Below are 26185 nucleotides of genomic sequence, written 5' to 3'. Positions count from 1 at the left end.
CCCCCCCCCTTCTCCCCCATTTTTCTCGCGGCCCCCCCCCCTGGGGGGCTTCTCAGTCATTATTACCCCCCCCGCCCCCCCCCGGGCCCCCCCCCCGGGCCCCCCCCCCCCCCCCCCCCCCGGCAACGTGGCTTACCCGGCAACTGTCGCGTGAACGCAAAAATATCCACCCGCAATATCGATTAGCGCAAACTTCCACCCGATTGCTGGCGTCCGGCCAGCCTGGCGCAGGCGCCGCGACGCCCTTCCCGCACCGATTTGCCCCCTTCCCACCCTAACAATCCTGCCAGCTTCCCGCCCCGGCCGGACGGGTTTGTAATGTTCGTCAAGCGAATTTTCCTGCCCGCCGATCAAGCGCGAAGCAACCGAACCGTGACTGGAACATCACCATGGCACACCTGGCCTCATTTTCTCCCCAGCTCTCTCCCGCCCAGCCGGCGGCCCTGCGCGAGCCCACCGTGCGTACGCCCGGCGGCGGCATGTTCTGGAGTCCCGGCATCGGTCTCGGCGCGGGCATCATTCTCGAACTGTCGGGCGATATCGACAGCCTGTCGCAGCGCCTCGCCCGGTTGCCCGAGCGTGCCGGGCGCGGCCGGCCGATGGTCAGCCAGTACCTGTTCATGGTCAAGACCCTGGCGGCGGCCTGGGCCACGCGCAGCCGGCCCGGCCTGCACAGCGCCCTGGGCGGCCTGCGCCACTTGGGCGAGAGCCTGCTGGCGCAGGATGCCGCGCCGCTGGCCACGGCGCTGCTGAACATGTTCCACGGGCGGCCCTCGTCCGGCCCCGGCGCGGTGCGCCTGATCGACGCCCTGGTGCGGCGCCTGGCGGCCCCGGCCGATGAGCTGTCCGCCCTCGACCAGGATGTCGGCAATTACCTTGCGCAGATGGGACGCGCCTCGGGCGCACTGGAAACCGACACGGTGATGGTGACCGAGCGCCTGCAGGCCGACCATGTCCACGCCTTCATCCTGGCGCAACAGGTCAATACCTTGCAGGGACGGCTGGCCGATGCGCGCGCGCGGCGCCACAGTCACTGGCTGCCCGGCACGGATGCGGCGCAAGCTGGCGCCGATATCGAGACGCACGGCAGCGCACTCGAAAGCGTCATGCGAGAGCTCGACCATATCCGCGAGGGCCAGGCCTCGATGATGGCCGAAGCGGTGTATCTGCAAGGCTTGCTGCCGACGCTGTCGGCTTACCTGAGCGGCATGGACCGGATCGGCGCCGGCATCCGCATCGCCGCTGCCGGTACGCGCGCCCTGTGTGCCGAGCTCGACAACCTGAAAAATGTCTTGCTGGCCGGGCCGGCGGCGAGCAACACGGCGCACGCCCAGTTGCAGGCGGCCCTGCCGTCCTGGCGCATGCTGGCGGCGCGCATTGCCGCCTTTCCGGCCGCTCCGGCCGAGTAGCGGCTAGGAAGCCAGGCGCGCCTCGAACATCGCTTCGTAGGTGCCCGCGATGTCCACATACAAGGCCACCGCGCGCTCGACGCCGATCTGGACCGGATCGCCGAAGCGCGTGGTCAACACCCCGGCGCGGCGCAGCAGGCGTTCGATGGCGACCGTGGTGACCGTCACGTACTGGTCCAGGCCGGCGTGATGGCCATAACTGATGATTTCGCCGATCGATTCCATGGTAATCTCCGAAAAACCGAAGCGCGGGTTGCCGTCGGTTTCGATGGCGAAGCGCGACAGTTCCCAGATGCGGGCGTTGGCGGGGGCTTCCTGGCCGTGCAGGAGCTGCGCAAAAGAGTCCTTGAGCATGTAGGGGCCTTCGGTCGGCAAGATGCGCCAGCAGCCGCGCAGCGGCCCGCCGCCCGGCTCGCGGATCATCATGTACAGTGGTTCGAGAGCGTCGTAACCATCAATTTCCATGCCGCTCATGATCGGCACTTCCCAGCCCAGCCGGTCCTTGAACACTTTGGCGCGCAGTTTGTGCATCTCCCACAAGTCACGCGATTTGAATTCGCGCCGTGCGGCGATTCGAATATGCAGAGCCATCTTAGGTACCTCGCTTTATATATATAAAAGTTATGCTGCTTGCATGAAGAATCATGCAAAAATTGCATTAGCATAACTAGTAGAGTTGCTAGGTGGCCTGTAAGCACAGTGAATGGAATACTGCCCTTTTGTTTGCGAGGAACGGTATGGCTCAGGATTTCAACTACCAGACGACGGCCGTGGCAGAACAGCGCGGCGGGATCGATCACGAAAGCGGCGCTGCGAATGCGGCAACGATGGCAAGCACGCCCCATAGCGAATTAAAACGGTTCAGGATCAGCAAGCGCGAAAGCCAGGAAAAATTCTGGGGACGCTTCGGCGTGACGCAGTCGAGCGGCAGCCGCTTCGAAACCGGCCTGGGTATTCCAGCGCCGGTGGCAATTTTGGTGAAGCTGTATGTCAAGGGTAAGCTCAGCGATGGGGATCTTCCGGGCTGATGATGCCCAGGCTGATCGCCTTGACCAGTGCCTGCTGCCGGGTGTTGACGTTGAATTTCACGCGGATGTTACCGATATGAAAATTCACCGTCGCCTCGGAGCAGAGCACGATCTTCGAGATTTCCCATGAAGACTTGCCGACCATGACCCAGTTGAGCACTTCCAGCTCACGCTTGGTCAGGCGCGGCAGCGCTTCGGCGCCCGGCTTGGGTGCGACGAATTTGAGCGAGGACTCGAAGGCGTAGTCGCGGATCAGCGAGAGCGACGGCATCAGCTGGCTGATTGTGCTGTCGAACTCGCCGTTGGGCGGGGCGTCGGAAGCAAAACTGACCACGCCGAACTCCCCGCTCGGCCCGTGGATGGGAAAGGTGATGCCGGAGCGAATGCCGTAGCCGCAGGCTTCCTCGTACATCTCGCGCTGGGCGGGAGCGTGGAAGGTATCCGGTTCCCACACGATCGGCAGCGAGCTGGTCATGCAATGGGCGACGGTCGGGTCCACGTAGTGGAGCTTGTCGGCGTCGTAGCGGGTGCGCCAGGCGGCCGCGTAATTGCTGTGCAGGAACGCCGTCTCCAGCTTGACATGCTTGGAGCCCACCGTGCCGTACAGTACCTGGTCGAATCCCTGGTCGTGGGCCAGCGAAAACAGGGCCGAACTCCAGCCATTCTCATGGTCGCTTTTCAACAGCGTCATCAGTTGTCCCATTTTCACCATTGCCGTCGCTCCCTTTTGTTGCCTATTTTACACAAATATCGCGTGGAGACACTAGCGGGTGTCTTGTGATTAACTTAAATATTCGAAAATGTAACCATTTGTCAGTATTTTAGGCCTTCCGAAAGTGTTGTGTTAGACAAATTTGACATGCGATTCCACGTAGAAATGAGACTACCAGTTACGTCGGGTTGACTTATCCCAGGAAGCCAAAGGCGTAGCGCAATCGCAACATTGGCCTTTGCCGCAATGAATTGTGCGTCGTGGAAATTTATTCTCGGGTAGGCTCAGGCAACTTGACGTTACCAACGTAGCCGGATAGGGTAAGCTGCCGGTCCGGGCAGGCTGATGAAGCCGCGCTGCCCGGACCCTTGACTGGCTGGCGCACTGGTATACAGTTGCCGTTACCGTCGTAAAAATGTGATCGGCAGCCAATTTAACCAGACCTAGCGCACCGTGCAGATCATTCCGAAAGTGTTACTCGTCAACGATGACGCCGCCAGCCTGCTGGCGCTCGAAAGCCTGCTGTCCGAGGCCACGCGCGCGCAGCACTACGCGCTGCTCAAGGCCAGCTCCGGCCATGAAGCGCTGCGCATGGTGCTGACCCACGATTTCGCCGTGATCCTGCTCGACGCCAACATGCCCGGCATGGACGGCTTCGAAACCGCCGAGGCGATCCATTCGCACCCGCGTTCGAGCGCGGTGCCGATCATCTTCATCACCGCCCACTACGGCGACGAGCGCCATCGGCTCGAAGCCTACAGCAAGGGCGCGGCCGACTATCTGTTCACGCCGGTGATCCCGCAGGTACTGCAAACCAAAGTGGCGGTGTTCGTCGACCTGACCCGCAAGAACCTCGAGCTGCAAGCGAAAACGCGCGAACTGTCGCTGCTCAACCAGGACCTGCGCGTGCAGCGCGTGCAAGACCTGGAGCGCATCAACCGCGCGCTGGAACAGGAAGTGGCCGAACGCAAGGTGGCCGAGCAGCGCGCGCAGGCGCTCTCGATCCGCGATCCGCTGACTAACCTGGTCAACCGGCGCTCGCTGATCGCCCAGCTCGAACACGCGGTCGCCACGGCCGACCGCCACGGCGGCGAATTCGCGCTGCTGTTTCTCGACCTGGACCGTTTCAAGCAGATCAACGACACCCTGGGACACGAAGTGGGCGACGAACTGCTGCGCCAGGTCGCGGCGCGCCTGCTGGCGGCGGTGCGCGTGTCGGATGTGGTGGCGCGCCTCGGCGGCGACGAATTCGTGGTGCTGCTCGAAGGGCGCGGCGCGGCCGCCAACGCGGCGCGGGTGGCGCGCAAGATCGAGCAGGCGCACACGCGACCGTTCGAGATCAACGGCCAGCGCATCGCCACCTCCACCAGCATCGGCATCGGCCTGTACCCGCAGGACGGGAGCAGCGCCGCGCAACTGATGAAAAACGCCGACACCGCGATGTACCACGCCAAGCAGCACCGGCGCGGCAGCATCGAGTTTTTCCGCGAAGAGCTCAACACGCGCGAGCGCGAGCGCGCCCAATGGGTGGCCGAACTGCATGCCGCGCTCGAAGGCAAGCAATTCGAACTGCTGTTCCAGCCGCGCGCCGCCCTGCCCGATGGCGCGGTCGTAGCGGTCGAAGCGCTGCTGTACTGGCGCCACCCGCGCCATGGCCTGATCGCCGCGGCGCGCTTTCTGCCCGACGTGGCCGACAGATTGCTGCTCGAACAAGTGTGCGAATGGATGCTGGGCGCGGCCTGCGCCGAAGCGGCGCGCTGGCGCGCGGGCCTGGCGCAAACGGCGACCCAGGCGGCCCGGCTGTCGAAGGTCGTCATGGCGGTCGACCTGGCGCTGCTGCAGATCCGCCCCGAACTGGCCGCGCGCGTGCTGGCGCACCTGCGCAGCTGCAAGCTGCCGGCCGGCTGGCTGGAACTCGAAATTCCCGAACACCTGCTGCTCGATACGCGCGACAGCGCGGCCGTGCTGCGCCAGCTGAAAGCGGCCGGCGTGCGCCTGACGGTCGACGACTTCGGCAGCGCCGGCGCGGCGCTGGCCATGCTGCGCGAGCTGCCGCTCGACGCCATGAAGATCGACCGCGCTTTCGTGCGCGCCATCGGGGTCGAGCGCGGCACCGACATGGCCGCCGCCATCGTCCACCTCGGGCGCGCGCTCGGGCTGCGGGTGCTGGCCCAGGGCGTGCACACCGCCGAACAGCTGGCCGTCCTGAAGTCGCTCGGCTGCGACGAATACCAGGGCGAACTGCTCAGCCCCGCCCTGCACGCGGCCGACATGCTGGCGCTGCTGCAGGCCCGCTGCGGCGCACCAACCATGCAGATACCACAAACAACGAGCCCGAACCAGAATCAGGCCGCTCTTTCAACTCCCAAAAAACGAGGACAAAGCCGATGAACAACATGACCGACATGGCCGAAGAACTGGACATCAAGCTCCTGCTATCGACCCTGATGGCGCTCAAAAAAGGCGACTTCACGGCGCGCATGCCATCCGACTGGAGCGGCATCTCGGGCAAGATCGCCGATACCCTGAACGACATCATCGAAACCAAGGAAAAAATGGTGGAGGCGGTGACCGAGGTATCGCGCGTGGTCGGCGCCGAAGGCCGGCTGGAAAAGCGCGCCTCGGTCCCGAACGTGGTGGGAGGCTGGGCCACCATCATCAGTTCCGTCAACACCCTGATCGACGACCTGGTGCGCCCGACCACGGAAATGGCGCGCGTGATCGGCGCGGTGGCCAAGGGCGACCTGTCGCAGACCATGGCGCTGGAAGTGGACGGCCATCCGCTCATGGGCCAGTACCTGCGCGCGGCCACCACCGCCAACACGATGGTCGAACAGCTCTCCTCGTTCTCGTCGGAAGTCACGCGCGTGGCGCGCGAAGTGGGCACCGAGGGCAAGCTCGGCGGCCAGGCGCAGGTCAAGGGCGTGGCCGGCACCTGGAAGGACTTGACCGACTCGGTCAACTCGATGGCGGGCAACCTCACGTCCCAGGTGCGTAACATCGCCGAAGTGACGACGGCCGTGGCCAACGGCGACTTGTCCAAGAAAATCACGGTGGACGTGCGCGGCGAGATCCTGCAACTGAAAGACACCATCAACGTCATGGTGGACCAGCTGCGCTCGTTTGCGTCGGAAGTCACGCGCGTGGCGCGCGAGGTGGGCACCGAAGGAAAACTCGGCGGCCAGGCCTACGTGCCGGGCGTGGGCGGCACCTGGAAAGACTTGACCGACAACGTGAACTTCATGGCGTCCAACCTCACCGGCCAGGTGAGGAACATCGCGGCGGTGACCACCGCAGTGGCGAACGGCGACCTGTCCAAGAAGATCACGGTGGACGTCAAGGGCGAAATCCTGGAGCTGAAAAACACCATCAACGTGATGGTCGACCAGTTGTCGTCGTTCGCTTCGGAAGTGACGCGGGTGGCGCGCGAGGTGGGCACCGAGGGCAAGCTCGGTGGCCAGGCGCAGGTGAAAGGCGTGGCCGGCACCTGGAAGGACTTGACCGACTCGGTCAACTCGATGGCGGGTAACCTCACCGGCCAGGTGAGGAACATCGCCGACGTGACCACCGCCGTGGCCAACGGCGACTTGTCCAAGAAGATCACGGTGGACGTCAAGGGCGAGATCCTGGAGCTGAAAAACACCATCAACGTGATGGTCGACCAGTTGAACTCCTTTGCGTCGGAAGTCACGCGCGTGGCGCGGGAAGTAGGTACCGAGGGTAAGCTCGGCGGCCAGGCCAACGTGCCCGGCGTGGCCGGCACCTGGAAAGACCTGACCGACGGCGTGAACTCGATGGCGGGTAACCTCACGGGCCAGGTGCGTAACATCGCCGACGTGACGACGGCGGTGGCGAACGGCGACCTGTCCAAGAAGATCACGGTGGACGTCAAGGGCGAGATCCTGGAGCTGAAGAACACGATTAACGTGATGGTGGACCAATTGTCCTCGTTCGCGTCGGAAGTGACGCGCGTGGCGCGCGAAGTGGGCACCGAAGGAAAACTCGGCGGCCAGGCCTACGTGCCGGGCGTGGGCGGCACCTGGAAGGACTTGACCGATAACGTGAACTTCATGGCGTCCAACCTGACCGGCCAGGTGAGGAACATCGCGGCGGTGACCACCGCCGTGGCGCGCGGCGACCTGTCCAAGAAAATCACGGTCGACGTCAAGGGCGAGATCCTGGAACTGAAGGACACCATCAACGTGATGGTGGACCAGTTGTCCTCGTTCGCGTCGGAAGTGACGCGGGTGGCGCGCGAGGTGGGCACCGAAGGCAAGCTCGGTGGCCAGGCCAATGTGTCCGGCGTGGCCGGCACCTGGAAGGACTTGACCGAAAACGTCAACCAGCTGGCCGCCAACCTGACCAACCAGGTGCGCGCGATTGCCGAGGTGGCAACCGCCGTGACGCGCGGCGACTTGTCGCGCTCGATCCAGGTGGAGGCGCGCGGCGAGGTGTCCTACCTGAAGGACAACATCAACGAGATGATCCGCAACCTCAAGGAAACCACGCAGAAAAATGCGCAGCAGGACTGGCTCAAGACCAACCTGGCGCGCTTTACCCGCCTGCTGCAAGGCCAGCGCGACTTGCAGGCGGTGACAAAGCTGATCCTGTCCGAGCTGGCGCCGCTGGTGTCGGCCCACCACGGCGTGTTCTACATGATGGACTCGCAGGAGCTCGACGCGCGCCTGCGCATGATCGCCAGCTATGGCTACCGTTCCAGCCGCAAGCTGGCCACCTCCTTTTTGCCGGGCGAAGGCCTGGTCGGCCAGTGCGCGGTCGAGAAAACCCGCATCTGGCTGACCGACGTGCCGCGCGATTACATCGTGGTCTCGTCGGGCCTGGGCGCGGCGCCGCCGACCAACATCGTGGTGCTGCCGATCCTGTTCGAACAGCAGGTCAAGGCGGTGATCGAAATCGCCTCGCTCGACCGCTTCACCGAAACCCACCTCTCCTTCCTCGACCAGCTGATGGAGTCGATCGGCGTGGTGCTCAACACGATCGAGGCCAACAGCCGCACCGAGTCGCTGCTGACGCAGTCGCAGTCGCTGGCGCAGGAACTGCAGCAGACCAACCAGGAACTGGCGGAAAAGGCGCGCCTGCTGTCCGAACAGAACATCGAGGTCGAACGCAAGAACCGCGAGGTGGAACAGGCCAAGCTGGCGCTGGAAGAAAAAGCGACCCAGCTGGCGCTGTCGTCCAAGTACAAATCCGAGTTCCTGGCGAATATGTCGCACGAGTTGCGCACGCCGCTCAACTCCCTGCTGATCCTCGCGCAGCAGCTGTCGGATAACCCGGAGGGCAACCTCTCGGGAAAGCAAGTAGAGTTCGCAAAGACGATCCACGGTTCCGGATCGGATCTGCTGACTCTGATTAATGACATTCTCGACCTGTCCAAGATCGAATCCGGAACCGTGACACTCGATGTGTCGGAATACCGCTTCTCGAACTTGCGCAACTACGTCGACCGCACCTTCCGCCACATGGCCGAAGCGAAGCACCTGGGTTTCACGGTGCTGCTGGCGGACGCCCTGCCGACCGCCGTGATGACCGACACCACGCGCTTGCAGCAGGTGCTGAAAAACCTGCTGTCGAACGCCTTCAAGTTCACCAGCCATGGCGAAGTCTCGCTCGATATTTCACTGGTGACGAGCGGCTGGACGAGCGACCACCCGAACCTGGTGCACGCCGACGCGGTGCTGGCGTTCTCGGTGCGCGACACCGGCGTGGGCATTGCGGCCGACAAGCTGCAACTGATTTTCGAAGCATTCCAGCAGGCCGACGGCTCGACTGCCCGCAAGTACGGCGGCACCGGCCTTGGCCTGTCGATTTCACGCGAACTGGCGCGCCTGCTGGGCGGCGAAATCCGGGTCGAATCGGTGGTCAACGCCGGCTCCACCTTTACCCTGTTCCTGCCTTACAACCGGGCCGGCTTCATCAACTACGACCAGGCGCGACAGCCGCAGCCTGCCCGCCTGGCGCCGCCGCCATCGACCGTGGTCGTTGCCAGCACGGTGACGCCGTACGACAGCAGCGTGGCGCCGGAAGCGGCGATGGCGCATGCGCAACTGGTGGAATACGCATCGGTGCTGGACGACCGCGGGCTGATCGCCCCGGGCGACCCGTCGGTGCTGATCATCGAGGACGACGAACGCTTCGCCAAGGAATTGATGGACTTCGCGCGCGAGAAGAACTTCAAGGCGATCGTGACGCACCAGGGCGATTCGGCGTTGTCGCTGGCGCGCGACTACCTGCCGTCGGCCATCCTGCTCGACCTCGACCTGCCCCACATCGACGGCTTCACGGTGCTCGACCGCCTGAAACGCGACCCGAGCACGCGCCACATTCCGGTGCATGTGATGTCCACCCTGCGCGAGCGCGAACGGGCGCTGCGCCAGGGCGCCATTTCGTACATCGGCAAGCCGGTCGAGCGCGAGGCGCTGCAGGAAGAATTCACGCGGATCCAGAAATTCCTGTTGGGCGGCAAACGCAGCCTGCTGGTGGTCGATGACGAGAAAATGCAGCGCGACTCGATCGTGGCCCTGATTGGCGACACCGACCTGCGCATCGTGGCCGTGGAAACCGGCGAAGCCGCTTTGGCGTCGCTGCGCGGCTCGCACTTCGACTGCATGGTGCTGGACCTGACGCTGCCCGACATCAGCGGCTTCGACCTGCTCGACGTGATCGGCAAGGACCCTGCCCTGCGCGACCTGCCGATCGTGATCTACACCGCCAAGGACTTGAGCCGCAAGGAAGTGACAAAGCTCAAGCGCTACGCCAAGACCATCGTCATCAAGGATGCGCGTTCGCCCGAACGCCTGCTCGACGAAACGGCCCTGTTCCTGCACCGCTCGCACGCCTCGCTGCCGGAACTGCAGCGGCGCATGCTGGAAGAAATCCACGCGGCCGACGGCGGCCTGGCCGGGCGCAAGGTGTTGATCGTCGACGATGACCTGCGCAATATCTTCGCCCTGTCGTCGCTGCTGGAACGCCAGCAGATGCAGGTTTCGTTCGCCGAAAATGGCCGCGACGGCATCGAGGTACTGGAAAAAGACCCGACCATCGAGATCGTTTTGATGGACATCATGATGCCGGAAATGGACGGCTACGACACCATGCGCGCGATCCGGCGCATACCGAAGTTCAAGTCGCTGCCGATCATCACCTTGACCGCCAAGGCGATGAAGGGCGACCGCGACAAGTGCATCGCCGCCGGCGCCTCTGACTACATCACCAAGCCGGTCGATGTGGCCCAGCTGCTGTCGCTGATGCGGGTGTGGCTGCATTGAACGGGCCGGCGAGGCAGGGCTGCGTTGCCGCCGTCGACGAGTTGGAAATCGACCTGCTGCTCGAAGGCGTTTTCCAGCGCTACGGCTTCGACTTTCGCGCCTACGACCGGCCCGGCCTGAAACGGCGGGTGCTCGGCTTGATGGCCGAGCGCGCGTTGGCGACGGTGTCGCTGCTGCAGGACCGGGTGCTGCACGACCCGGCTTTCGCCTCGGCCCTGCTGCGCGCGCTGAGCGTGCGGCCGGCGTTCTTGTTCGACGACCCGGAGCAAGTGCGCCAGACGCGCGAGGTGCTCGCCGGCTGCCTGCGCGCGTCGGCGCTGCCGAAAGTGTGGCTGGCCGAATGCGCGCATGCGGAGGAAGCGTGGTCGCTGGCGATTTTGCTGGCCGAGCAGCAGATGCATCATCGCACCGAGATTTTTGCCACCGTCGCCAACGAGGAACTGCTGGCCGAAGCCATGCAGGCCAGCATTCCGATGGAGCGCATGGCGCAGTATCAGGAGAACTACCTGAAAAGCGGCGGCACGGCCAACCTGGACGATTATTTCGACGTGCGCGGCGAGCGCGCGGTGCTGCTGCCGGCGCTGCGCAGCCGCATCACGTGGGCGCAGTACAACCTGGTGACGGATGCCTCGTTCAACGAGTTCCAGCTGATCGTATGCCGGCGCGCGCTGGCCGATTTTGGCCCGCTGCTGCGCCAGCGCGCGCTGCGCCTGTTCCACGACAGCCTGGCCCTGTTCGGGGTGCTGGGCATCGACCGTGAGTTGGCGCCGGGCGACACCCTGGCGGCAAGCTACCGGCCGGTGTTTGCGCACCAGGCGTGGTACAAGCGCGTCGCATAGCGCGTCGCTTAGCGCGTCGCCTGGCGCGTCGCGTAGCACCTCTCGGCCAGAACAGCGCCGCGCATGCGGCTACTTGTCCGCCGTATCCGGGCCGAAGTCGACGACGACATCGCCCATTGGATACTCGCCGGTGCGCGTATCCCACTTCTGGTCGCCGCTTTTGATCCGGTAGCTGTCGAAGAGTTGGGGCAGTCCCTCGCTGGCCATGACGTCCGCCTTGTCCGTCACCTGGAAGTGCAGGTGCGGCCAACGCGCGTCACCCGAGTTGCCGACGCGCGCGAGCAACTGGCCGCGCCGCACCCGGTCGCCGGTCTTGACGCCGACGCTGCCCGGCTGCAGATGATAATACGCGGCGAACTGCCCATTGCCCAGGTCAATGATGATCTGATTGCCGCCGATGGTGTCCAGGGTGACTGGCAGCGCCGCCTCGAATCCTGCCTCGGTTTTTGGGATATTGTCCGGAAAGCCGTCGCGCGCGGTGACAACCTTACCGTCCGCCACGGCCAGCACCTTCTGGCCGTAGGCGTAGTACGCACGCACATCGCGCGGGTCGCCGGCATACGGCTTGCGCTGGCCGTTCAACTTTTTCCAGTCGATTGCATAACGGCGCGAAATCTGCGCGGCGCCGTCGACCACCCACAAGCCCATCCGATGATGCGAATGCAGGCTCGGGTTGTTACCCGGCGTCCAGTTGGTTCCGACCAGTGGACGCCCCAGTACCAACATCGGCGTGGTGCGCGTGTCGATCGCGGGACCGTCCGCCACGGCCTTGTCTAGCAACACCCGATGCCTGAGCCTTGCGGGAACCGCGGCCTTGGCGTCAAACGCCAGGCACAGGAAGGCAACGGCGCCCTGCCCCACGCCCAGGCGTTGGAGATTGCCCGGGTTATCGCCGATCGTCACTTGGCGCAGGCTGGCCGCCACCTGCGCTTCCTTGAGCTCGGCTACCGGGGTGGAAGCCGGCTGGTCCGCGTCGAGTACCTCGATGCCATGCACCGTCACCGCTTCCGCCGAGAAGTTCTGCAAGTGCAATTCGTACAATAAATAGTTGCGCCCCGCGCTTGGCAGCACCGTCGGCTGGACCGGCGTGCGCACCTGCACCTGGACTGGCGGAAAGACGGGCTGGGCAACCACTGCAGAAGCAGGCGCCGGCTTGCCCTTGCTTGCCATTTCGCATCCGTAGGGAAGCGGCACCGTGGCAGCAACGGCGTTGCCGGCCATCGCGCAGCCGATGGCGGCGACGATGAAGTCAATGGCGCCGTGGCGGGCGCCGGTCCTGAAAAGCGTGATGGGCATGGAAGATCATCGGTCGAGTGTGGGAGCGCGGATCTTAAATGAATTACTCTTGACAGAAATGTCTAGCATGGTTGAATATTTGCCAATATGGACGCATCTACTGCCACTGTCGATATCTGGCTCCTGGTTTTCCCCAACTTTTTGCTGCTCGACGCGACCGGACCGGTCCAGGTCTTTTCGAGTGCCAACGACGAGGCGCGCGACGCCGGCCGGGCACCACCTTATCGGATCCACCTGGTCGCTGCCGGCGGCGGCGCGGTCACGTCATCATCGGGCGTCGCCCTGCTGGCGGCGCCCTTGCCCGGTCCCGACCTGGATGGCGCAACCTTGATCGTCTCGGGCGGCCGGGTCGAGGCATTGCCGTGCGCTGCGCAGGCCGATGGTCGCGTCACGCTCGACTGGATCGCGGACGCGGGCGCCGCTGCCGCGCGTTGCTGCTCGGTCTGCACCGGGAGCTTCGTGCTGGCGCGCGCGGGCCTGCTCGACGGACGCCGCGTGGTCACGCACTGGGCCGATGTGGCGGCGCTGCGCGGCGAGCATCCTTCCCTGACGGTGATGGACGATGCGCTCCACGTAAAGGACGGCAAATTCCATACCTCGGCCGGCATCAGCGCCGGCATGGACCTCGCTCTGAGCCTGGTCGAACAAGACCTGGGCCGTGACGCCGCGCTGGCCGTCGCCAAACGCATGGTCCTGTTTTTGAAGCGGCCGGGCGGGCAGCGCCAGTTCAGCTCCGAATTACTGGCGCAGTCACACCCGCTGGGCGTGAGCGCCCAGTTGACCGCCTGGCTGCGTCCGCGCCTGGCGCAGCCGGTGGACATCGGCCAGATGGCCAGTGCTTGCGCAATGTCGGTACGGTCGCTGTACCGCAAGCTGCGCGAGGAAGCCGGCCTGACGCCGGCCCAACTGCTGGCGCGCCTGCGTCTGGAGGCGGCCTGCATGCTGCTCGAACAGCCCGGCATGATGGTCAAGCAAGTGGCGCGCCAGAGCGGCCATGGCACGGAGTACAACTTGCGCCGCGCGTTTGCGGCGCAATTGGGCGTGCTGCCGAGTCAATATCAGGCGCGCTTTGCCTGCACCGGGGCCAGCGGCGTTTGATTGACCGGGCGCGATGACGACTGGGGCGGGCTCACGCACGTGCAAACGGCGGACGAGACTTAATCGATATTCAAGCGCGCTTCATCATCGCGGTCGATCAGGCGGTCGATGAGCGCATCCATTTGTCCGGATATCAGCGCGTCCAGGCTCATGCTGCCTGTGAGTTTACCTTTCAGCATGGCCTTCACTTGCGGGAGCATTTTCTTCCAGTTGTTCTGGTCGTAGGTAAGGCCGCCGAAACGTCCCTCGCGGTCGAAGAACAGGTGCGTGTAGCGGTTTTCGCTGTTCTTGACGTGGCCGAAGATGAAGAAATTCGCATCGAGGCAGCTGATCTCGGCCTCCGTGAAAAACTCCTCGAACTCCCAGCGGTCGCCCCACAGATTGTAAATCATGTGAACAAAGCCGCCGAACAGGGTCATGCTGTAGTGCTGCGCCGCGTAGATCCGCAGCGAGCCATCCGCTTCCGTATCCTGCACCTCGATGCTGCCCCGTTCGAGGTAGAGCGCGCGCAAGGCGGCAGGTAGCGCGACGTTCCACTTTTGTTCGCGCGCAGCCAGATCGGAAGGCGCGACCGCTTTGCATTCGAGGGTGAAATAGCCCTGCCATACAGGGCTTGCGCGCACCACGCGCAGTTCGTGGGCGATCGCGCAGAAGCGGTCGAGGGCCGCTTGCCATGTCTCGCCAGGCTCGCCTTTGCGCAGGCGTTCGACGGGATGTGCCGCCTTGAACGCCAGATAGGCCGGGTCGCTCAGGTACGCCAGTAGCGCGGCGTCGTCGATACCAAGATCATGCACTTTGCCGGCCTTGTACGCCAGGTGGTGCAGGCTGTCGAAGAAGCCATCGCGGTAACGCTGCGGCGCGCTTTGCCAGGCGCCCAGGTAAATGAGGGCGCGTTGCTGGTATTTGTCCAGGAAGGGGTCGTCGTCCTCGGCGTCGCTCGCCACCAGGCGGAAGCAACGGTCGATCAGGGCCACGGCGGTGTCGACATCGCCCCGGTCGGCGGCGAGGCGCGCGAGGCCGGTCAATGCGGCGCGCACATTGGCCAGCGTGACGAGTTCTTCATCGTCCAGGTCGTCCTCGTCGATCGGAAAACGTTCCAGCACGGCCTCGCAGGTCGCTGCCAGGTCGTCGGGCAGGTCGAGTTTGTCGAGGCACGCAAGCCGAAGCTGGAAGTACCCGCTCCAGGTGGCGTCTTCGTCGTCAAGCGCGTCGTCATCGGACAGTGCTTCGAGAATGGGAAGCGCTTGGTCGGCCAGCACCAAGGCGGCGGCGTAATCTTTCTTGCGTAACTGGACGCCAGCTTTACGCAGCAGTCCAGTCAGCTTGGTGAGAGTCTGTTTCATTTCGTCCAATACCAGTGTTTCACCCTGTACATCACAGACCGCGCAGACTGCCCGTGAACCTGCCACAGTCGCATTCGTGAACCGTCGCGGTTCCGCGCTCATGGAATCTGATCGCGGCCTGGCAGGTATCGCAGCTTATCGTATTCGCGCCGGTGCGGTGCCACTCCTCCAGCGCCCGCACGAAATGCGGCAAGTCTTCCGGATTGGCCTTCTTTTTCATCGTTTTCCTGTTCGAGGTGCAGGAACTGCTGATCGGCGTGGCGATGGGCTTTGCCATCCGCCTAGTGTTCGCCGCCATCGAAATGGCCGGCGACGTCCGCAGCCTACCATGGAGCTGGGCTTTGCCCGCTTTTTCGATCCGCTGACCAAGGGGCGTTCGTCGGCCGTGAGCCAGTTTTTGGCGCTGATTGCGACCATGCCGATTTCGGCCGCGCCGATGTCGTCGTCGTAATGGGAGATGGCCAAACGGGGCAGGCTGATTTTCAGCGCGGGGCTGCAGTTGAACATTTTCGGGATTGGCTTTCCGATCACACTGGGGGTGGGCATGCTGATGATCGTGATGGTGCTGCCTTACCTGGGCAATCCGTTTCAGGTGTTGTTCGACCAGGGCGTTGAAACGGCGCGCCGGGTGCCGCGCTACCGGGCGGACCTGTTGAAGGCACACCGGGCCAGCAGCGCTGAGCCTGGCGTTGCGGGCTTGCGCGAGCTGGTAATTCGTCCACATCAGCCCGGTTTTTGAGTTGGCAGTTCAATATCGTATAAAATGGTGTATGCACAAGATTGCATTCCAAATATCAACTAAGCTGATTTACGTTACCCGCCAAGAACGATCCGTTCCATGCTCACTGTTGACATCTCTAATGAGTTCCCACAGATCAGCAAAGCCTTGGGCAACTTGGAGCGAATTTACCTGCCGGGTAGCGCGAAGGCAGTCGACGATTTTCATAGACATCTGAAACAGTTATCTAAATCATATCCCCCTACCCAGCATGCGGGATGTGGCGGAGCAATTTCCGGTAGGACGTATCGTTGCTGCGGTAAACCATGCGCTGGAAACCTCGAATTACCTTGTCTTAGCGCGGTTAACGGCCACCGTCGAGGGTCTCGACTTCAGCGTAGTCCGACCGATACTCATTGACGTAGCCAAAGAAATTGCCATGTATCTTGGCGGTGGCGCTGTCTTGGGTGGAGCCGTGGGCGGTTCACTTGGTGCCTTGGCCGGCGGCGTCGGCGCGATACCTGGCGCAGTCGTCGGCGCGCAGGTAGGCATAGATATTGCCATGGCTATCATGACGTTGGTCGGGCTGCACGACCTGGCAACCGTCTTCATTCCCAATGGTGTGCAAGCTATTCTCGCCCATCATCGAGGGCTTTGCTTTAGCTGTCCGTGCCGGCATGCTGCCGGAAAGCCAGCGTGCAAAACGCCTCGAAATGACCAATCAGGCGGCGCAGTCCTTTGCACAAGGCAAATTCTTCCTCATTATCGGACTGCTTGGGGCGGTCGCGGCGGTGTACGCGGGCAAACTGACGTCCGAACTGCTTAAAAAGATTGCAGGCGGCAAATTAGGACAGGGATTTGCCGCCTGGTTGGCGAAGAACGAGCAGATCGTTATGAACCATCCAAAATTAAGGATCAAAACCTCGGCAGCGGCCGAGGGGCCGGACACGGGGCCAAGCGTGGGAAAACCGGCGCCAGCGAAGCCGGAGGCTGCCAAGCCCAAGCAGAACGAAGCGCCGAATGAAGGGCAAGCCAACATACCGTGCGTAAAATGCGTAGCACCTGTAGGAGCTCCCGTCAGTCCTATTTCCGGAAGCAAGTTCCTCGCCGACGCGATGGACCTGGACTTCGCCCTGCCGGCAGCGCTACCTCTGATCTGGCAACGCACTTACAGCTCCGCCCAACGGCAAGCCGGGTGGCTGGGCTCCGGCTGGGAAACACCGCTGTCGATTGCACTGGAAATCAACGTCGACAGCGTTGTCGTGCTCGCGCCCTTCGCACGCGAGATCACCTTCTCGTTGCCCGGCATCGGCGAATCGCTGTACTCGCCGTCCGAGAAAATCACCTTGGTGCGCACGCACGAGCGCTGCTTCGAGCTGGTTGACGACAAAGGGGAGCGCGATTTGTTCGCCCTGCCCGATACCACCAGCAACATCGCCCGTCTGGTTGGGCTGATGGACGCCAACGGCAACCGAATCACCATTTCCTACAACCTGCGTCAGCTGCCCGAGCGGGTCGAGGACAGTGCTGGGCGCGGCTACCTGCTGGCGTTTGAAGACCATCGGGGCTACCCGCGCCTGCGCAGCATTGTCATGCATCCGGCCGAGCCCGAGAGCGACACCGAACTGCTGGTCTCGTACGACTACGACGCAAGCGGCAACCTGGCCAAGGTCAGCAACGGCAAGGGCGACGTAACGCGCCAGTTCGCCTATCGCAATCACGTGATGGTCGAGCACAGCCAGCCAGGCGGACTGGTATCGCGCTATGAATACGACGAGTACGCCGCCAGCGGCAAGGTCACGCGCAACTGGGTCAACGACGGTCGCTCGTGGAGCTTTCGCTATCTGGAACAGGAAACCGTCGTCACCGACAACCTGGGGCGCGAAGAGCGTTACCGCTTCGACGCCAAACGGCGCTACGTCGGCAAGGTGGACGCAGCCGGCGGCGTGAGCACGCGCCGCCTCGACAGCAACGGCAATGTCCTCAGCATCACAGATCCGGGCGGACGCAGCGTCAGCTACCGTTACGACCAGCGTGGCCGCGTGACCCGCATCGAAAGCGACGGCAAGGGCACCGGCATCGTCTACGACAACCGGTTCGACAAGCCGGCGTTGATCACCGACGCGCTCGGCGCCACCACCGCCCTGCGCTACGACGCGTTCAGCAACCTGGCCAGCGTGACCGATGCGCTGGGTCAGCGCACGTCTTATCAGTACGATGCGAACGGATTGCCGGTCAAGGTGACGGATGCCGCCGGCGGCGTCAAGCGCCTCGATTACAACCGCGCCGCACAACTGATCAGCTATACCGATTGCTCCAACAACACGACCCACTTCAGCTACGACGACAAGGGTCGTTTGCTGCGCGCCACCGACGCCAACGGCAACAGCACCGTCTACAGCTACGACCCGCTCGGGCGACCTGTAGGGACCGAAAAGGCCGATGGCGGTGAAAGCTACGAATACGATCCGCTGGGACGCCTGATCGCGCACATCGACCCGCTCGGCAATCGCACCAGCTATGTGCTCGACACCGATGGACAGCCGCTCAAGCGCATCGACGCGCGTGGCGGCGTGATGGAATACCGCTACGACGATGCCCGCCGCGTGGCCGAGCTGATCAACGAAAATGGCGACGCGCACCGTTTCGTCTACGACGCACTCGACCGCCTGATCGAAGAAACCGGTTTCGATGCGCGCCTGACGCGCTACCGTTACGACGACAGCGGACTGATTACAGCCAAGGAGGAGCTTGGCAGCGCCGAGCGCAACGCGTACACGCGCATCGACACGCACTACAGTCGCGACAGCGCCGGCCAGCTCGTCGCAACGCTCATCTCGCGCACCACCGGCGACACCCAGGCCGAACAACTGCGCCTGCGCTATGCCTACGATTCGTTCGGACGGATGACCCAGGCCATCAATGCCGATGCCGAAGTGAGTCTGCGCTACGATGTGCTGGGCCAGCTGGTGGGCGAACATACGAAAGCCCGCGACTACAGCGCCGAGCTGCGCCATGAGTACGATGAACTGGGCAACCGGATCAAGACGGTCTTGCCCGACGGACGGGTTCTCAACAACCTGTTTTATGGTTCAGGACATCTGCACCAGATCAACATCGACGGCGACGTCATCACCGATATCGAGCGCGACAAGCTGCACCGGGCCACCAGCCGCACCCAGGGTGCGCTGACCAGCCAATTCCAGTACGACCCGGTGGGTAGGCTGTTGGCGCAGGTGGCCGGTCATCTGGGCGTGGGCGCAAGCACCGAGCCGGTGATCGCGCGCCGCTACGAGTATGACGAGAGCGGCAACCTGCTGGCGATCGACGACAAACGCAACGGCCGCAAAACCTACAGTTACGACGTGATCGGCCGCATCATGAGCGCCGTGCAGCCGAACCTGGCGGAGCGTTTTGCGTTCGATCCTGCGCACAATCTGCTCGATGAGACGGTTGCCAGCGCCGGCCGAGTTGAGGGCAACCGCGTGCGCGTGTTCGAGGACAAGCGCTACGACTACGATGCGCACGGCAACCTGACAGAGAAGCTGATCGGCAGGCACACGCGCCTGAAGCTGGAATGGAACGCGGCGCATCAGCTGGTCAAGTCAGTCGTCACGCGCAATGCCCAGGAGCCGAATCCGACGGTGCAGACAGTCAAGTACGCTTACGATCCCTTCGGCCGCAGGATTGGGAAGCGGGACGCGTTTGGCGTGACGCGTTTTGTGTGGGATGGAAATCGCTTGCTGTGCGAGGCGCGCGGAAAATGGGAGCGGACTTATGTGTATGAGCCGGACTCGTTCGTGCCGTTGGCACAGCTCGATACCGTTGCCGACGATGGCAACGACGAACGCCGCAGTGAAGTCCATCACATCCACACCGATCATCTCGGCACGCCGAATGAGGTGACCGATCAGCAAGGCGAGATCGTATGGGCGTCGGAGTACAAGGCGTGGGGCAACGTGCTGCGAGTGGTCAGCACCCCGCAGCGACGTAGAGTACTAAATGCAGTTGAGCCCGAATTGGCTCAGATTGCTGTGGAGCATGCCCAGCCCATACGATTCCTTGGTCAATATCACGATAGGGACACTGGTTTGCATTACAACCGTTTTCGCTATTATGATGCTGATTGCGGTCGATACATTTCGGTGGATCCGATCGGATTGGCTGGCGGGATTAATTTCTATCAATATGCGCCAAACCCTGTCTCTTGGGTTGATCCGCTGGGGCTATCGACAACTTGTCCTTGTAAAGATTTTCTGGACAAGGCGCTGAAGATACAATCGCAAAAGCCAGGCAATACGAGTAAAGTGAATTCAGGTGATCCATATCCGATAGGGGTGAAGCAAACATGGATTGAGAACGGCTACAAATACGAAGTCCGTGCTCATGGCCCGGATCCTGCCTATCCTGCGAACGGAAACGTGTACCGTGTAGCACGCCAAGGTCAACAAAAAGACGTCAACAATCAAGGACCTGGGTGGGAATTTATGGATAGAAATGGAAACTGGTATCGCGAGAGTTTTCTAAAGACTGCTAAGAACGATCCCGCTGCTAACGCGGCTGCGACGGCCACACATATTCCGCTTCCCACGGGAAAAATTCCATAGGAGTTAAAGTGAAAGATAATTTTGACGTTATTGAAGATTTTCAGAGTATTTCTCAAACTCTTAATAATAGATTTTTGCAAGAGTTATGGTTGGATTTTGAAATAATAAATCTTCAAAATGGAATACTAAAAATAAAGGCGAGTAAAGATTTTTGCTATTTCCATGATTGCGAAATTGAATTTTCCGATGTCAGGTATTTCAGCGGGCCGATGCTCTGGCGAACCAGCCCAAACGAAGGATTGACCGAAATTCTGCCCAAAGATGAGGTTGTTAATATGATTAACGAACATGCATTTGAAACACCTTGCAATGCAATTTCTTTTATTACGGAAACGTCGTATAAAGTGATTATAGTTTGCGCATCCATAAAGGTAAATTTTGACAGAGTATATTACTTCGCAAAGGAAAATCTGGGTTTGAATGAACGAATTGCTGAGGACGTGGATTTCAATCGCGACGAGGTTGTCAGTCAAAAAAACGAAAAGGGCTGAGGAAGCGGGACCGAGTCAGCGTCAATCTTCCCCTTAGTTTTCTTGAGAAGCTGCGGTAGCAATAAAAGCATCAATGTGCAAAAGCCGTGCAGTAAGCACCGCCGTTTCGGTTCATGGGGCAATACTATGGCGGTGAAACTGGTGTTGCGTACTCCAGTATCGTCGAACTTTGAGCCAAATTTTTATCGAACCAATTCGGAAGGATTGCGCCTGGTTTCCCACATTGCTGTCATAGCATTTCCCGACCTTGACCAAGCTGCCATCGTAGCGTGAGCCAAATTGACGTCGAAGCGAACGCGCGGAAAAAAGGGGGGCATCGATGCCCCCCAACGCTACGACGGTTTCGGCACGCCGTTAAAACAGCACATCATCGTCATCCGCGCTTGCCGTGTGTTGCGAGCAGCACTCCTGGAGCGTGGCCTCGATGTCACTTCCGTATGTCTGCATCAGCACCGTACGCAACTGGTACAGGAACTCGATCAGCGTATGCGCATCGTCGGGCCGCAGGTGGGTGACAATGGTATTGATGCGCATGCTCATGACTGCCCCCGCGTCGGCTTGACCTGCTGCTTGAGCAAGGCCTCGTGGGAGCGCCAGTGCGGCTGCTGCAAGGCGCTGTTCACATGCGAAACGGCGACGATGCGTTGACGGTCGAGGCAGGCCGCGAGCAGGCTGGCGTAGCAGAGGTTGGCGCACAGCCGCAGATTGCCCTGCACGGCCCGCAACACGACCTGCAAGGCCGCCTCGTCGAAGGTGTTGGCGCCCAGTCCGACGGCGGCCAGTTCGGCGATGATGAACTTGGCCAGGTCTTCGTCATGCAGCGGCAGCACCTGTCTGGAATAGCTGATCCGGCTCTTGATGTCCTCGTTGCACATCATCGACAGGCGGAACATCAGTTCCGGGTGGCCCAGCAACACCAGGGTGTGCTTCCTCGGGAAGCGTTCGAACAAGAGGCGTAGCCTACGCAATATGCCGATATCGAGCAAGTGCGCTTCGTCGATGACTTGGCAGCGACTGAATTCAGCACGGTTTGTTTGCCATCGATTTATGCGGCTTCGGTCCATTCTTCCTTTGCTTCGTTTTCATCACACCTGGTTGGTGCGAGTAGGTTCGGCGGGCAATGAGGTCAAGTGCGTCATGTAACAGCATGGCGACTATAACCGCCAGTGCACGGACACAGGGTCAGTGCCTACAAAGTAACACCGGCTGAACACCTAACGCCCCGCCGACGGGCGTTCGGCGATGCGGTCGCGCCAGGCCTGCAAATGCGCCATGCCTTCCGCGCCCGGCCTGAACTTCATCAGCCCGCGCGCAAACTCCAGCGCGCACCAGGCCGTGATATCGGCCACGGTAAACCGTTCGCCGGCCACGAACGCTCGCTTGGCCAGTTCGCCGTCAAGCCAGCGCGCGTGCTCGCGCATCTTCTCGCCCTGCGAGGCGCCAAAGTCGGGAAACTGCGGCTGCTCCAGCACCGCCAGCCCCGGATGCGTGTGGCGCACGCTGTTGGCGATGCCGAGGAACAGATGCATCTCCACCCGGCGGTCGGCCATCTCGATGAAGGCGCGCTCGTCAAAACCGTCGCCCATCAGGTTCGGCTCCGGATGCAGCCCTTCCAGATAGGTGCAGATGGCGCGCGTTTCGCACAGCACGCGGCCGTCGTCGAGTTCCAGCGCCGGCACGCGCGCCAGCGGGTTCTTGGCCACAAAAGCCTCGCTCTTGTGTTCATTGGCGGCCAGGTCGATCATCACCTGTTCGATGCCGGCGATGCCTTTTTCGGCGATGAACATGGTGACCCGGCGCGGGTTGGGCGCGAACGTGCTGACGTACAGTTTCATGGGCATCCTTACGAATAGTTAGTTGCGCGACTGGCCGGTTTCGAGCATGGTGCGGGCGGCGGCCGAGAATTTGGCGGCTTCTTCTTCGCTCGACGAACTCAGTTCGCGCGGCGATGGCGGCATCTGCAAGCCTTTTTCCACGGCCGGACGGGCGCGGATGGCGTCGATCCAGCGCGCCAGGTGCGGCAGTTCCCCGATCGAGACGCCCGACCATTTGTGCGTGCGCACCCAGGCCCAGTTGGCGATATCGGCAATCGAATAGTCGCCGGCCAAAAACTCGTGATCGCGCAAACGGCCATCGAGCACCTTGAACAGGCGCCGGCTCTCGCCCTGGTAACGGTCGATCGCGGGCTGGATCTTTTCGGGGAAGTAGCGGTAAAACACATTGGCCTGCCCCATCATCGGACCGACGCCGCCCATCTGGAACATCAGCCACTGCATGACCTGCGAGCGGCCCTTGGGGTCCGTCGGTATCAGCTGCCCGGTCTTTTCGGCCAGGTAGAGCAGGATCGCGCCCGACTCGAATACCGCAAAATTGTCTTCGGCGCGGTCCACGATCGCCGGGATACGGCCGTTCGGGTTAATCGCCAGGAACCAGTCTTCCTTCTGCTGGTTCTGGTTCAGTTCGAGCGTGTGCAAGGTGTACGGCAACGCCAGTTCCTCGAGCGCGATGGAGACTTTGTGGCCGTTCGGCGTGGGCGCCGAATACAGATCGATCATGGCATTCCTTTCCGGGTTGATGAAACAGCAACATGCATCATAGCGCCAATTTGGCGGCCATGCCCACCCTGTGCCACAATCGCCGCATGACCCGCCACCGCCCTCTTCCCGCCCTGCTGCGCGCGCAGCTTTACCAGCATCTGGCGGCCATGGAAAAAGCCGGCCTGCCGCCCGACCGGGCCTACGCGCTGCTCGACCTGGGCCGCTCCGGGCGCGAACGGGTGGCGGCCTTTCGCAAGCTGGCGGCGCGCCGCAACGAGCCGGCCGGCGCCGGCCTGGCGAGCGGCTTGTTCAGCGTATTCGAAGCGCGCCTGCTGCGCGCGGCGTTCGCCGCCGGCAGTCCGCTGGCGACCTTCCAACGGCTGGCCGATTTTCATGCCACCAGGGCGCAGCAACTGGCCACGCTGCGTTCGCGCATGGTGCTGCCGGTGGCGATCCTGACGATCGCGCTGTTCGTCCAGCCGCTGCCGGCGCTGGCGGGCGGCACGCTGTCGGGCGGCGCTTATCTGTGGCGCGTGCTCTCGCCCTTGCTCGCGCTCGGGGGCGCGGCGCTGCTGGCGGCGCGGGCGGGCGAATGGTTCGGCTCCGGCAGCGAGTCGCCCGCGCGCGCCGGAGTTGAAAGCGCCCTGCTGGCGCTCCCCGTCTTCGGCCCGATGCACTTGCGCCGCAATATGCGCGATTTTGTCGACAGCCTGGCGCTGCTGTTGGGCGCCGGCCTGCCGCTGTTCGACGCCATGCCGGTGGCGCTGCAGACGGTCGGGAACCGCCTCGTGCGCGCCGACCTGGAAGCGATACTGCCGAAACTGACCGCGGGCGCCACGCTGGCGCAGGCGATCGATACGCTGCGCCTGCCCGATACCGGCCAGCTGCATGCGCTGGTGCTCACCGGCGAGCAAAGCGGCACCCTGCCCGAGATGCTGCGCCGCCACGCCGCCAGCGAAAGCGAAACCATCAACCGCTTCCAGCTGGAGATGATGGCTTGGCTGCCGCGCGTGTTTTACGCGCTGGTGGCGCTGTGGATGGCTCTAAGCATACTAAGTAGTTCGCTGGGCGCGGTGGCGCCTTTGTGAGCCGCGCAGTGGCCGGATTCGTGCCACAATCGTGCCATGAAACCGATCCGAACCTACCTACCACTGCTGGTCCTTGTCGCCGGATGCGCCAGCACGACTGCGCCGCCGCCGGTGCCCACGCCCGCCACGCCGGTTTTCAGCTGGTACCACGAAGCGGCGCGCACCCAGCCGGTGCTGCGCATCGATGCGGCGCTCTCGCTGATCACCGTGACGGTACGGCGCGGCGGCACGTTTGCCCGCATGGGGCACGACCACGTTGTCGCCAGCCGCAGCATCGAGGGCTTCGTCGCGCCGGACGCGGGCCGCGCCGACTTTCGCTTCCGGCTCGATCAGATGACGGTCGACGAAACCGACTTGCGCACCAAGGCGGGGCTGAACACTCAGCCCGACGTTGACGCCATCGCCGGCACCCGCACCAATATGCTCACGCGGGTGCTGGACGCGGAGCGCTTTCCGCTGGTGGAGCTGCACGCCGAACGCGCCGCCGGCAAGGGTGACCTATTGCGCCTGACCGTGACCCTGCACGGGGTGGCGCGCACGGTGGACGTGCCGACCACGATCGTGCGCAGCGCCGACGGGCTGACCGCCAGCGGCGCATTCATCCTCAAGCAGAGCGATTTCGGCATTACGCCGATGTCGGTGATGGGTGGCGCGCTGACGGTGCAAGATCCGATGGAACTGGCGTTTCGCATCGTGGCGGCGCCGCAGCGTTAATGGCAACCGGGTTGGCCGGGTCGGCGCTCCACTCGAACCAGCCGCCGTCGTACACGCTGATGCGCTCCCAGCCGATGACCCACGCGTAAAAGAAGGCCAGCGAGGCGCGCCAGCCGGTGCCGCAGTAGAAAGCGTTGTGGCTGGCGCGATGGATGCCGCCGGCGCGCCACAGCGCTTCGATCGCCGCGCCATCGAGCATGCGCCCGTCCGGGTGCTGGAAGTGGCTCATGCTGTTCACATCTCCCTCGCGCCCGGCCCTGCCCCACAGCGCGCCGGGGATCTCGCCGCGCGCCTCGATGTAGCTGTAGCCCGAGGTGGCGCCGGTGTATTCGCTCCAGGTGCGGATGCTGACCAGGGCGCAATCGGGCTGCGCCAGCAGTGCGCGCGCCTGCGCCATGCCGGTCAGGAAGTCGGGACGGGCGGGAAAGGGGGCGCCGAAATCGAACGCGGGCAGCGGCGCCGCGGCGCGACCGGCGACGCCGGGCAAGCCGGCCGCGCACCACGCCCCGAAGCCGCCATCGAGCATGCGCACATCGATCACGCCGGCGTACAGCATCAGGTGCGCCGCGCGCGCCGCCGCCAGCGGGTTGCGGCTGTAGACGACGACGCTGGTGTCGTGCCGCACGCCGTGCGCCAGCAGCACCCGCAACAGGGCCGCATCGTCGACCTTGTTGAACAACGGCGGCGCTTCCAGCGCGCGCGTGTCGAGGTAGGCGGCGCCGTCGATGTGGGCCCGTTCAAAGGCGGCGGCACCATCGCAGCCGGCTTCCAACAAGCGCACCGCCGGATCGCGCAGCAAGCCGGCCAGCTGGCTTGGGGCGATCAGCGCGCGTGCGCGCGCCAGTGCGCGAGGGACGGCGGGCGGCGCTTGGCAAGTGGGCGGACGGGCATTCACGGCGGACTTTTCAGGGAGCAAACCCGCTATTTTAAATGGTCGCGCGTTAACTGGCCTGAACCGCCCGCCCACACTTTCATCGAGCACAACACTTCGTGCTTTATTCCTCATGCCTGATCTGATA

The 26185-nt window shown here is 63.0% G+C and carries 23 protein-coding genes and 1 pseudogene; 14 read left to right on the top strand and 10 right to left on the bottom strand.

From position 1 onward, the window contains the following. The first annotated feature begins 389 nt into the window (after nucleotides 1–389). Complete coding sequence (locus F2P46_RS31695; RefSeq protein WP_166897966.1) at nucleotides 390–1409, top strand: hypothetical protein; 1020 nt, start codon at nucleotides 390–392, stop codon at nucleotides 1407–1409. A 3-nt stretch (nucleotides 1410–1412) separates the two neighbouring features. On the opposite strand, the gene F2P46_RS31690 is transcribed toward F2P46_RS31695, so the two are convergent. After that, nucleotides 1413–2000, bottom strand: a complete 588-nt coding sequence (locus F2P46_RS31690; RefSeq protein ID WP_166897965.1) for an acyl-homoserine-lactone synthase — start codon at nucleotides 1998–2000, stop codon at nucleotides 1413–1415. A gap of 146 nt (nucleotides 2001–2146) precedes the next feature. On the opposite strand from F2P46_RS31690, the gene F2P46_RS38025 reads away from it, so the two are divergent. After that, nucleotides 2147–2437: a helix-turn-helix transcriptional regulator gene (locus tag F2P46_RS38025; RefSeq protein ID WP_229477199.1), complete on the top strand. Its 291-nt coding sequence runs from the start codon at nucleotides 2147–2149 to the stop codon at nucleotides 2435–2437. On the opposite strand, the gene F2P46_RS31680 is transcribed toward F2P46_RS38025, so the two are convergent. After that, entirely contained in the window at nucleotides 2412–3128 is a 717-nt protein-coding gene (locus tag F2P46_RS31680) for a LuxR family transcriptional regulator (RefSeq protein WP_166897963.1), read from the bottom strand. The genes F2P46_RS38025 and F2P46_RS31680 overlap by 26 nt on opposite strands. Nucleotides 3129–3602: 474 nt before the next feature. Between F2P46_RS31680 and F2P46_RS38910 the strand changes: the two genes are divergently transcribed. Genes F2P46_RS38910 through F2P46_RS31665 form a run of 3 tightly spaced genes read left to right on the top strand, consistent with a single transcriptional unit; the run spans nucleotide 3603 to nucleotide 11274 of the window. Further along, a complete protein-coding gene (locus F2P46_RS38910; protein WP_368737982.1) occupies nucleotides 3603–5540 on the top strand; it encodes a putative bifunctional diguanylate cyclase/phosphodiesterase in 1938 nt (645 codons plus the stop codon). Next, nucleotides 5537–10435 (top strand): HAMP domain-containing protein, encoded by a 4899-nt coding sequence (locus tag F2P46_RS31670; RefSeq protein WP_166897961.1) that lies wholly within the window; start codon nucleotides 5537–5539, stop codon nucleotides 10433–10435. The genes F2P46_RS38910 and F2P46_RS31670 overlap by 4 nt, the downstream gene beginning before the upstream one ends. Continuing rightward, a complete protein-coding gene (locus F2P46_RS31665; RefSeq protein ID WP_368737981.1) occupies nucleotides 10423–11274 on the top strand; it encodes a protein-glutamate O-methyltransferase CheR in 852 nt (283 codons plus the stop codon). Before F2P46_RS31670 ends, F2P46_RS31665 begins: the two co-directional genes overlap by 13 nt. A 69-nt stretch (nucleotides 11275–11343) precedes the next feature. Here F2P46_RS31665 and F2P46_RS31660 read toward each other — a convergent pair whose 3' ends face one another. Further along, entirely contained in the window at nucleotides 11344–12570 is a 1227-nt protein-coding gene (locus F2P46_RS31660) for a M23 family metallopeptidase (protein ID WP_229509537.1), read from the bottom strand. An 87-nt stretch (nucleotides 12571–12657) separates the two neighbouring features. Between F2P46_RS31660 and F2P46_RS31655 the strand changes: the two genes are divergently transcribed. Continuing rightward, on the top strand, nucleotides 12658–13668 hold the full coding sequence (locus tag F2P46_RS31655) for a GlxA family transcriptional regulator (RefSeq protein WP_166897960.1): 1011 nt from the start codon (nucleotides 12658–12660) through the stop codon (nucleotides 13666–13668). 59 nt (nucleotides 13669–13727) lie between these two features. Here F2P46_RS31655 and F2P46_RS31650 read toward each other — a convergent pair whose 3' ends face one another. Together F2P46_RS31650 and F2P46_RS38905 are read right to left on the bottom strand one after the other, a co-directional pair. Next, nucleotides 13728–15011, bottom strand: a complete 1284-nt coding sequence (locus F2P46_RS31650; RefSeq protein ID WP_166897958.1) for a hypothetical protein — start codon at nucleotides 15009–15011, stop codon at nucleotides 13728–13730. 31 nt (nucleotides 15012–15042) lie between these two features. After that, nucleotides 15043–15231, bottom strand: coding sequence for a hypothetical protein (locus F2P46_RS38905; protein ID WP_166897914.1), 189 nt, complete (start codon nucleotides 15229–15231; stop codon nucleotides 15043–15045). On the opposite strand from F2P46_RS38905, the gene F2P46_RS38640 reads away from it, so the two are divergent. From F2P46_RS38640 to F2P46_RS31620, 6 genes and pseudogenes are all read left to right on the top strand, one after another. Next, nucleotides 15164–15376, top strand: coding sequence for a flagellar biosynthetic protein FliR (locus F2P46_RS38640; RefSeq protein ID WP_166897956.1), 213 nt, complete (start codon nucleotides 15164–15166; stop codon nucleotides 15374–15376). The genes F2P46_RS38905 and F2P46_RS38640 overlap by 68 nt on opposite strands. Further along, nucleotides 15340–15462 carry a hypothetical protein gene (locus tag F2P46_RS38635; RefSeq protein WP_306667725.1) on the top strand — a complete coding sequence of 41 codons (123 nt, stop codon included), beginning with the start codon at nucleotides 15340–15342 and terminating at the stop codon, nucleotides 15460–15462. Before F2P46_RS38640 ends, F2P46_RS38635 begins: the two co-directional genes overlap by 37 nt. A 6-nt stretch (nucleotides 15463–15468) precedes the next feature. After that, complete coding sequence (locus F2P46_RS38630; protein ID WP_166897954.1) at nucleotides 15469–15750, top strand: flagellar biosynthetic protein FliR; 282 nt, start codon at nucleotides 15469–15471, stop codon at nucleotides 15748–15750. Nucleotides 15751–16000: 250 nt separating this feature from the next. Then, nucleotides 16001–16330 (top strand): annotated as a pseudogene (locus tag F2P46_RS38900) (DUF6861 domain-containing protein); the annotation flags it as partial. 16 nt (nucleotides 16331–16346) lie between these two features. Next, nucleotides 16347–20336: an RHS repeat-associated core domain-containing protein gene (locus F2P46_RS31625; protein ID WP_368737980.1), complete on the top strand. Its 3990-nt coding sequence runs from the start codon at nucleotides 16347–16349 to the stop codon at nucleotides 20334–20336. Nucleotides 20337–20344: 8 nt separating this feature from the next. Further along, nucleotides 20345–20827: a hypothetical protein gene (locus F2P46_RS31620; protein WP_166897949.1), complete on the top strand. Its 483-nt coding sequence runs from the start codon at nucleotides 20345–20347 to the stop codon at nucleotides 20825–20827. Between the two features lie 354 nt (nucleotides 20828–21181). Here F2P46_RS31620 and F2P46_RS31615 read toward each other — a convergent pair whose 3' ends face one another. From F2P46_RS31615 to F2P46_RS31600, 4 genes are all read right to left on the bottom strand, one after another. Next, nucleotides 21182–21367 (bottom strand): hypothetical protein, encoded by a 186-nt coding sequence (locus tag F2P46_RS31615; RefSeq protein ID WP_166897947.1) that lies wholly within the window; start codon nucleotides 21365–21367, stop codon nucleotides 21182–21184. Continuing rightward, a complete protein-coding gene (locus F2P46_RS31610; RefSeq protein ID WP_166897946.1) occupies nucleotides 21364–21777 on the bottom strand; it encodes a hypothetical protein in 414 nt (137 codons plus the stop codon). Before F2P46_RS31610 ends, F2P46_RS31615 begins: the two co-directional genes overlap by 4 nt. A gap of 264 nt (nucleotides 21778–22041) precedes the next feature. Beyond that, nucleotides 22042–22662: a glutathione S-transferase family protein gene (locus tag F2P46_RS31605; RefSeq protein ID WP_166897944.1), complete on the bottom strand. Its 621-nt coding sequence runs from the start codon at nucleotides 22660–22662 to the stop codon at nucleotides 22042–22044. Nucleotides 22663–22680: 18 nt separating this feature from the next. Further along, nucleotides 22681–23382 (bottom strand): glutathione S-transferase family protein, encoded by a 702-nt coding sequence (locus F2P46_RS31600; RefSeq protein WP_166897943.1) that lies wholly within the window; start codon nucleotides 23380–23382, stop codon nucleotides 22681–22683. 32 nt (nucleotides 23383–23414) lie between these two features. On the opposite strand from F2P46_RS31600, the gene F2P46_RS31595 reads away from it, so the two are divergent. Both F2P46_RS31595 and F2P46_RS31590 read left to right on the top strand, forming a co-directional pair. After that, nucleotides 23415–24452, top strand: coding sequence for a type II secretion system F family protein (locus F2P46_RS31595; protein ID WP_166897942.1), 1038 nt, complete (start codon nucleotides 23415–23417; stop codon nucleotides 24450–24452). 36 nt (nucleotides 24453–24488) lie between these two features. After that, entirely contained in the window at nucleotides 24489–25166 is a 678-nt protein-coding gene (locus F2P46_RS31590) for a YceI family protein (RefSeq protein WP_166897941.1), read from the top strand. Here F2P46_RS31590 and F2P46_RS31585 read toward each other — a convergent pair. After that, nucleotides 25078–26061 (bottom strand): sulfurtransferase, encoded by a 984-nt coding sequence (locus F2P46_RS31585; protein WP_368737979.1) that lies wholly within the window; start codon nucleotides 26059–26061, stop codon nucleotides 25078–25080. The two genes, F2P46_RS31590 and F2P46_RS31585, sit on opposite strands and share 89 nt — an antisense overlap. Nucleotides 26062–26185: the final 124 nt, after the last annotated feature.

It is taken from the genome of Massilia sp. CCM 8734 (genome assembly GCF_011682155.1).
GTDB lineage: Bacteria > Pseudomonadota > Gammaproteobacteria > Burkholderiales > Burkholderiaceae_D > Telluria_A > Telluria_A rubra.
This window is presented reverse-complemented; position numbering and strand designations above follow the sequence as displayed.

Excerpts from the sequence above, each read along its gene's own strand:
- F2P46_RS31695 (WP_166897966.1), top strand. The coding sequence starts at position 390 with ATGGCACACCTGGCCTCATTTTCTCCCCAGCTCTCTCCCGCCCAGCCG.
- F2P46_RS31690 (WP_166897965.1), bottom strand. The coding sequence starts at position 2,000 with ATGGCTCTGCATATTCGAATCGCCGCACGGCGCGAATTCAAATCGCGT.
- F2P46_RS38025 (WP_229477199.1), top strand. The coding sequence starts at position 2,147 with ATGGCTCAGGATTTCAACTACCAGACGACGGCCGTGGCAGAACAGCGC.
- F2P46_RS31680 (WP_166897963.1), bottom strand. The coding sequence starts at position 3,128 with ATGACGCTGTTGAAAAGCGACCATGAGAATGGCTGGAGTTCGGCCCTG.
- F2P46_RS31670 (WP_166897961.1), top strand. The coding sequence starts at position 5,537 with ATGAACAACATGACCGACATGGCCGAAGAACTGGACATCAAGCTCCTG.
- F2P46_RS31660 (WP_229509537.1), bottom strand. The coding sequence starts at position 12,570 with ATGCCCATCACGCTTTTCAGGACCGGCGCCCGCCACGGCGCCATTGAC.
- F2P46_RS31655 (WP_166897960.1), top strand. The coding sequence starts at position 12,658 with ATGGACGCATCTACTGCCACTGTCGATATCTGGCTCCTGGTTTTCCCC.
- F2P46_RS31650 (WP_166897958.1), bottom strand. The coding sequence starts at position 15,011 with ATGAAACAGACTCTCACCAAGCTGACTGGACTGCTGCGTAAAGCTGGC.
- F2P46_RS38905 (WP_166897914.1), bottom strand. The coding sequence starts at position 15,231 with ATGAAAAAGAAGGCCAATCCGGAAGACTTGCCGCATTTCGTGCGGGCG.
- F2P46_RS38635 (WP_306667725.1), top strand. The coding sequence starts at position 15,340 with ATGGAGCTGGGCTTTGCCCGCTTTTTCGATCCGCTGACCAAGGGGCGT.
- F2P46_RS38630 (WP_166897954.1), top strand. The coding sequence starts at position 15,469 with ATGGCCAAACGGGGCAGGCTGATTTTCAGCGCGGGGCTGCAGTTGAAC.
- F2P46_RS31625 (WP_368737980.1), top strand. The coding sequence starts at position 16,347 with ATGGTGTGCAAGCTATTCTCGCCCATCATCGAGGGCTTTGCTTTAGCT.
- F2P46_RS31615 (WP_166897947.1), bottom strand. The coding sequence starts at position 21,367 with ATGAGCATGCGCATCAATACCATTGTCACCCACCTGCGGCCCGACGAT.
- F2P46_RS31605 (WP_166897944.1), bottom strand. The coding sequence starts at position 22,662 with ATGAAACTGTACGTCAGCACGTTCGCGCCCAACCCGCGCCGGGTCACC.
- F2P46_RS31600 (WP_166897943.1), bottom strand. The coding sequence starts at position 23,382 with ATGATCGATCTGTATTCGGCGCCCACGCCGAACGGCCACAAAGTCTCC.
- F2P46_RS31595 (WP_166897942.1), top strand. The coding sequence starts at position 23,415 with ATGCATCATAGCGCCAATTTGGCGGCCATGCCCACCCTGTGCCACAAT.
- F2P46_RS31590 (WP_166897941.1), top strand. The coding sequence starts at position 24,489 with ATGAAACCGATCCGAACCTACCTACCACTGCTGGTCCTTGTCGCCGGA.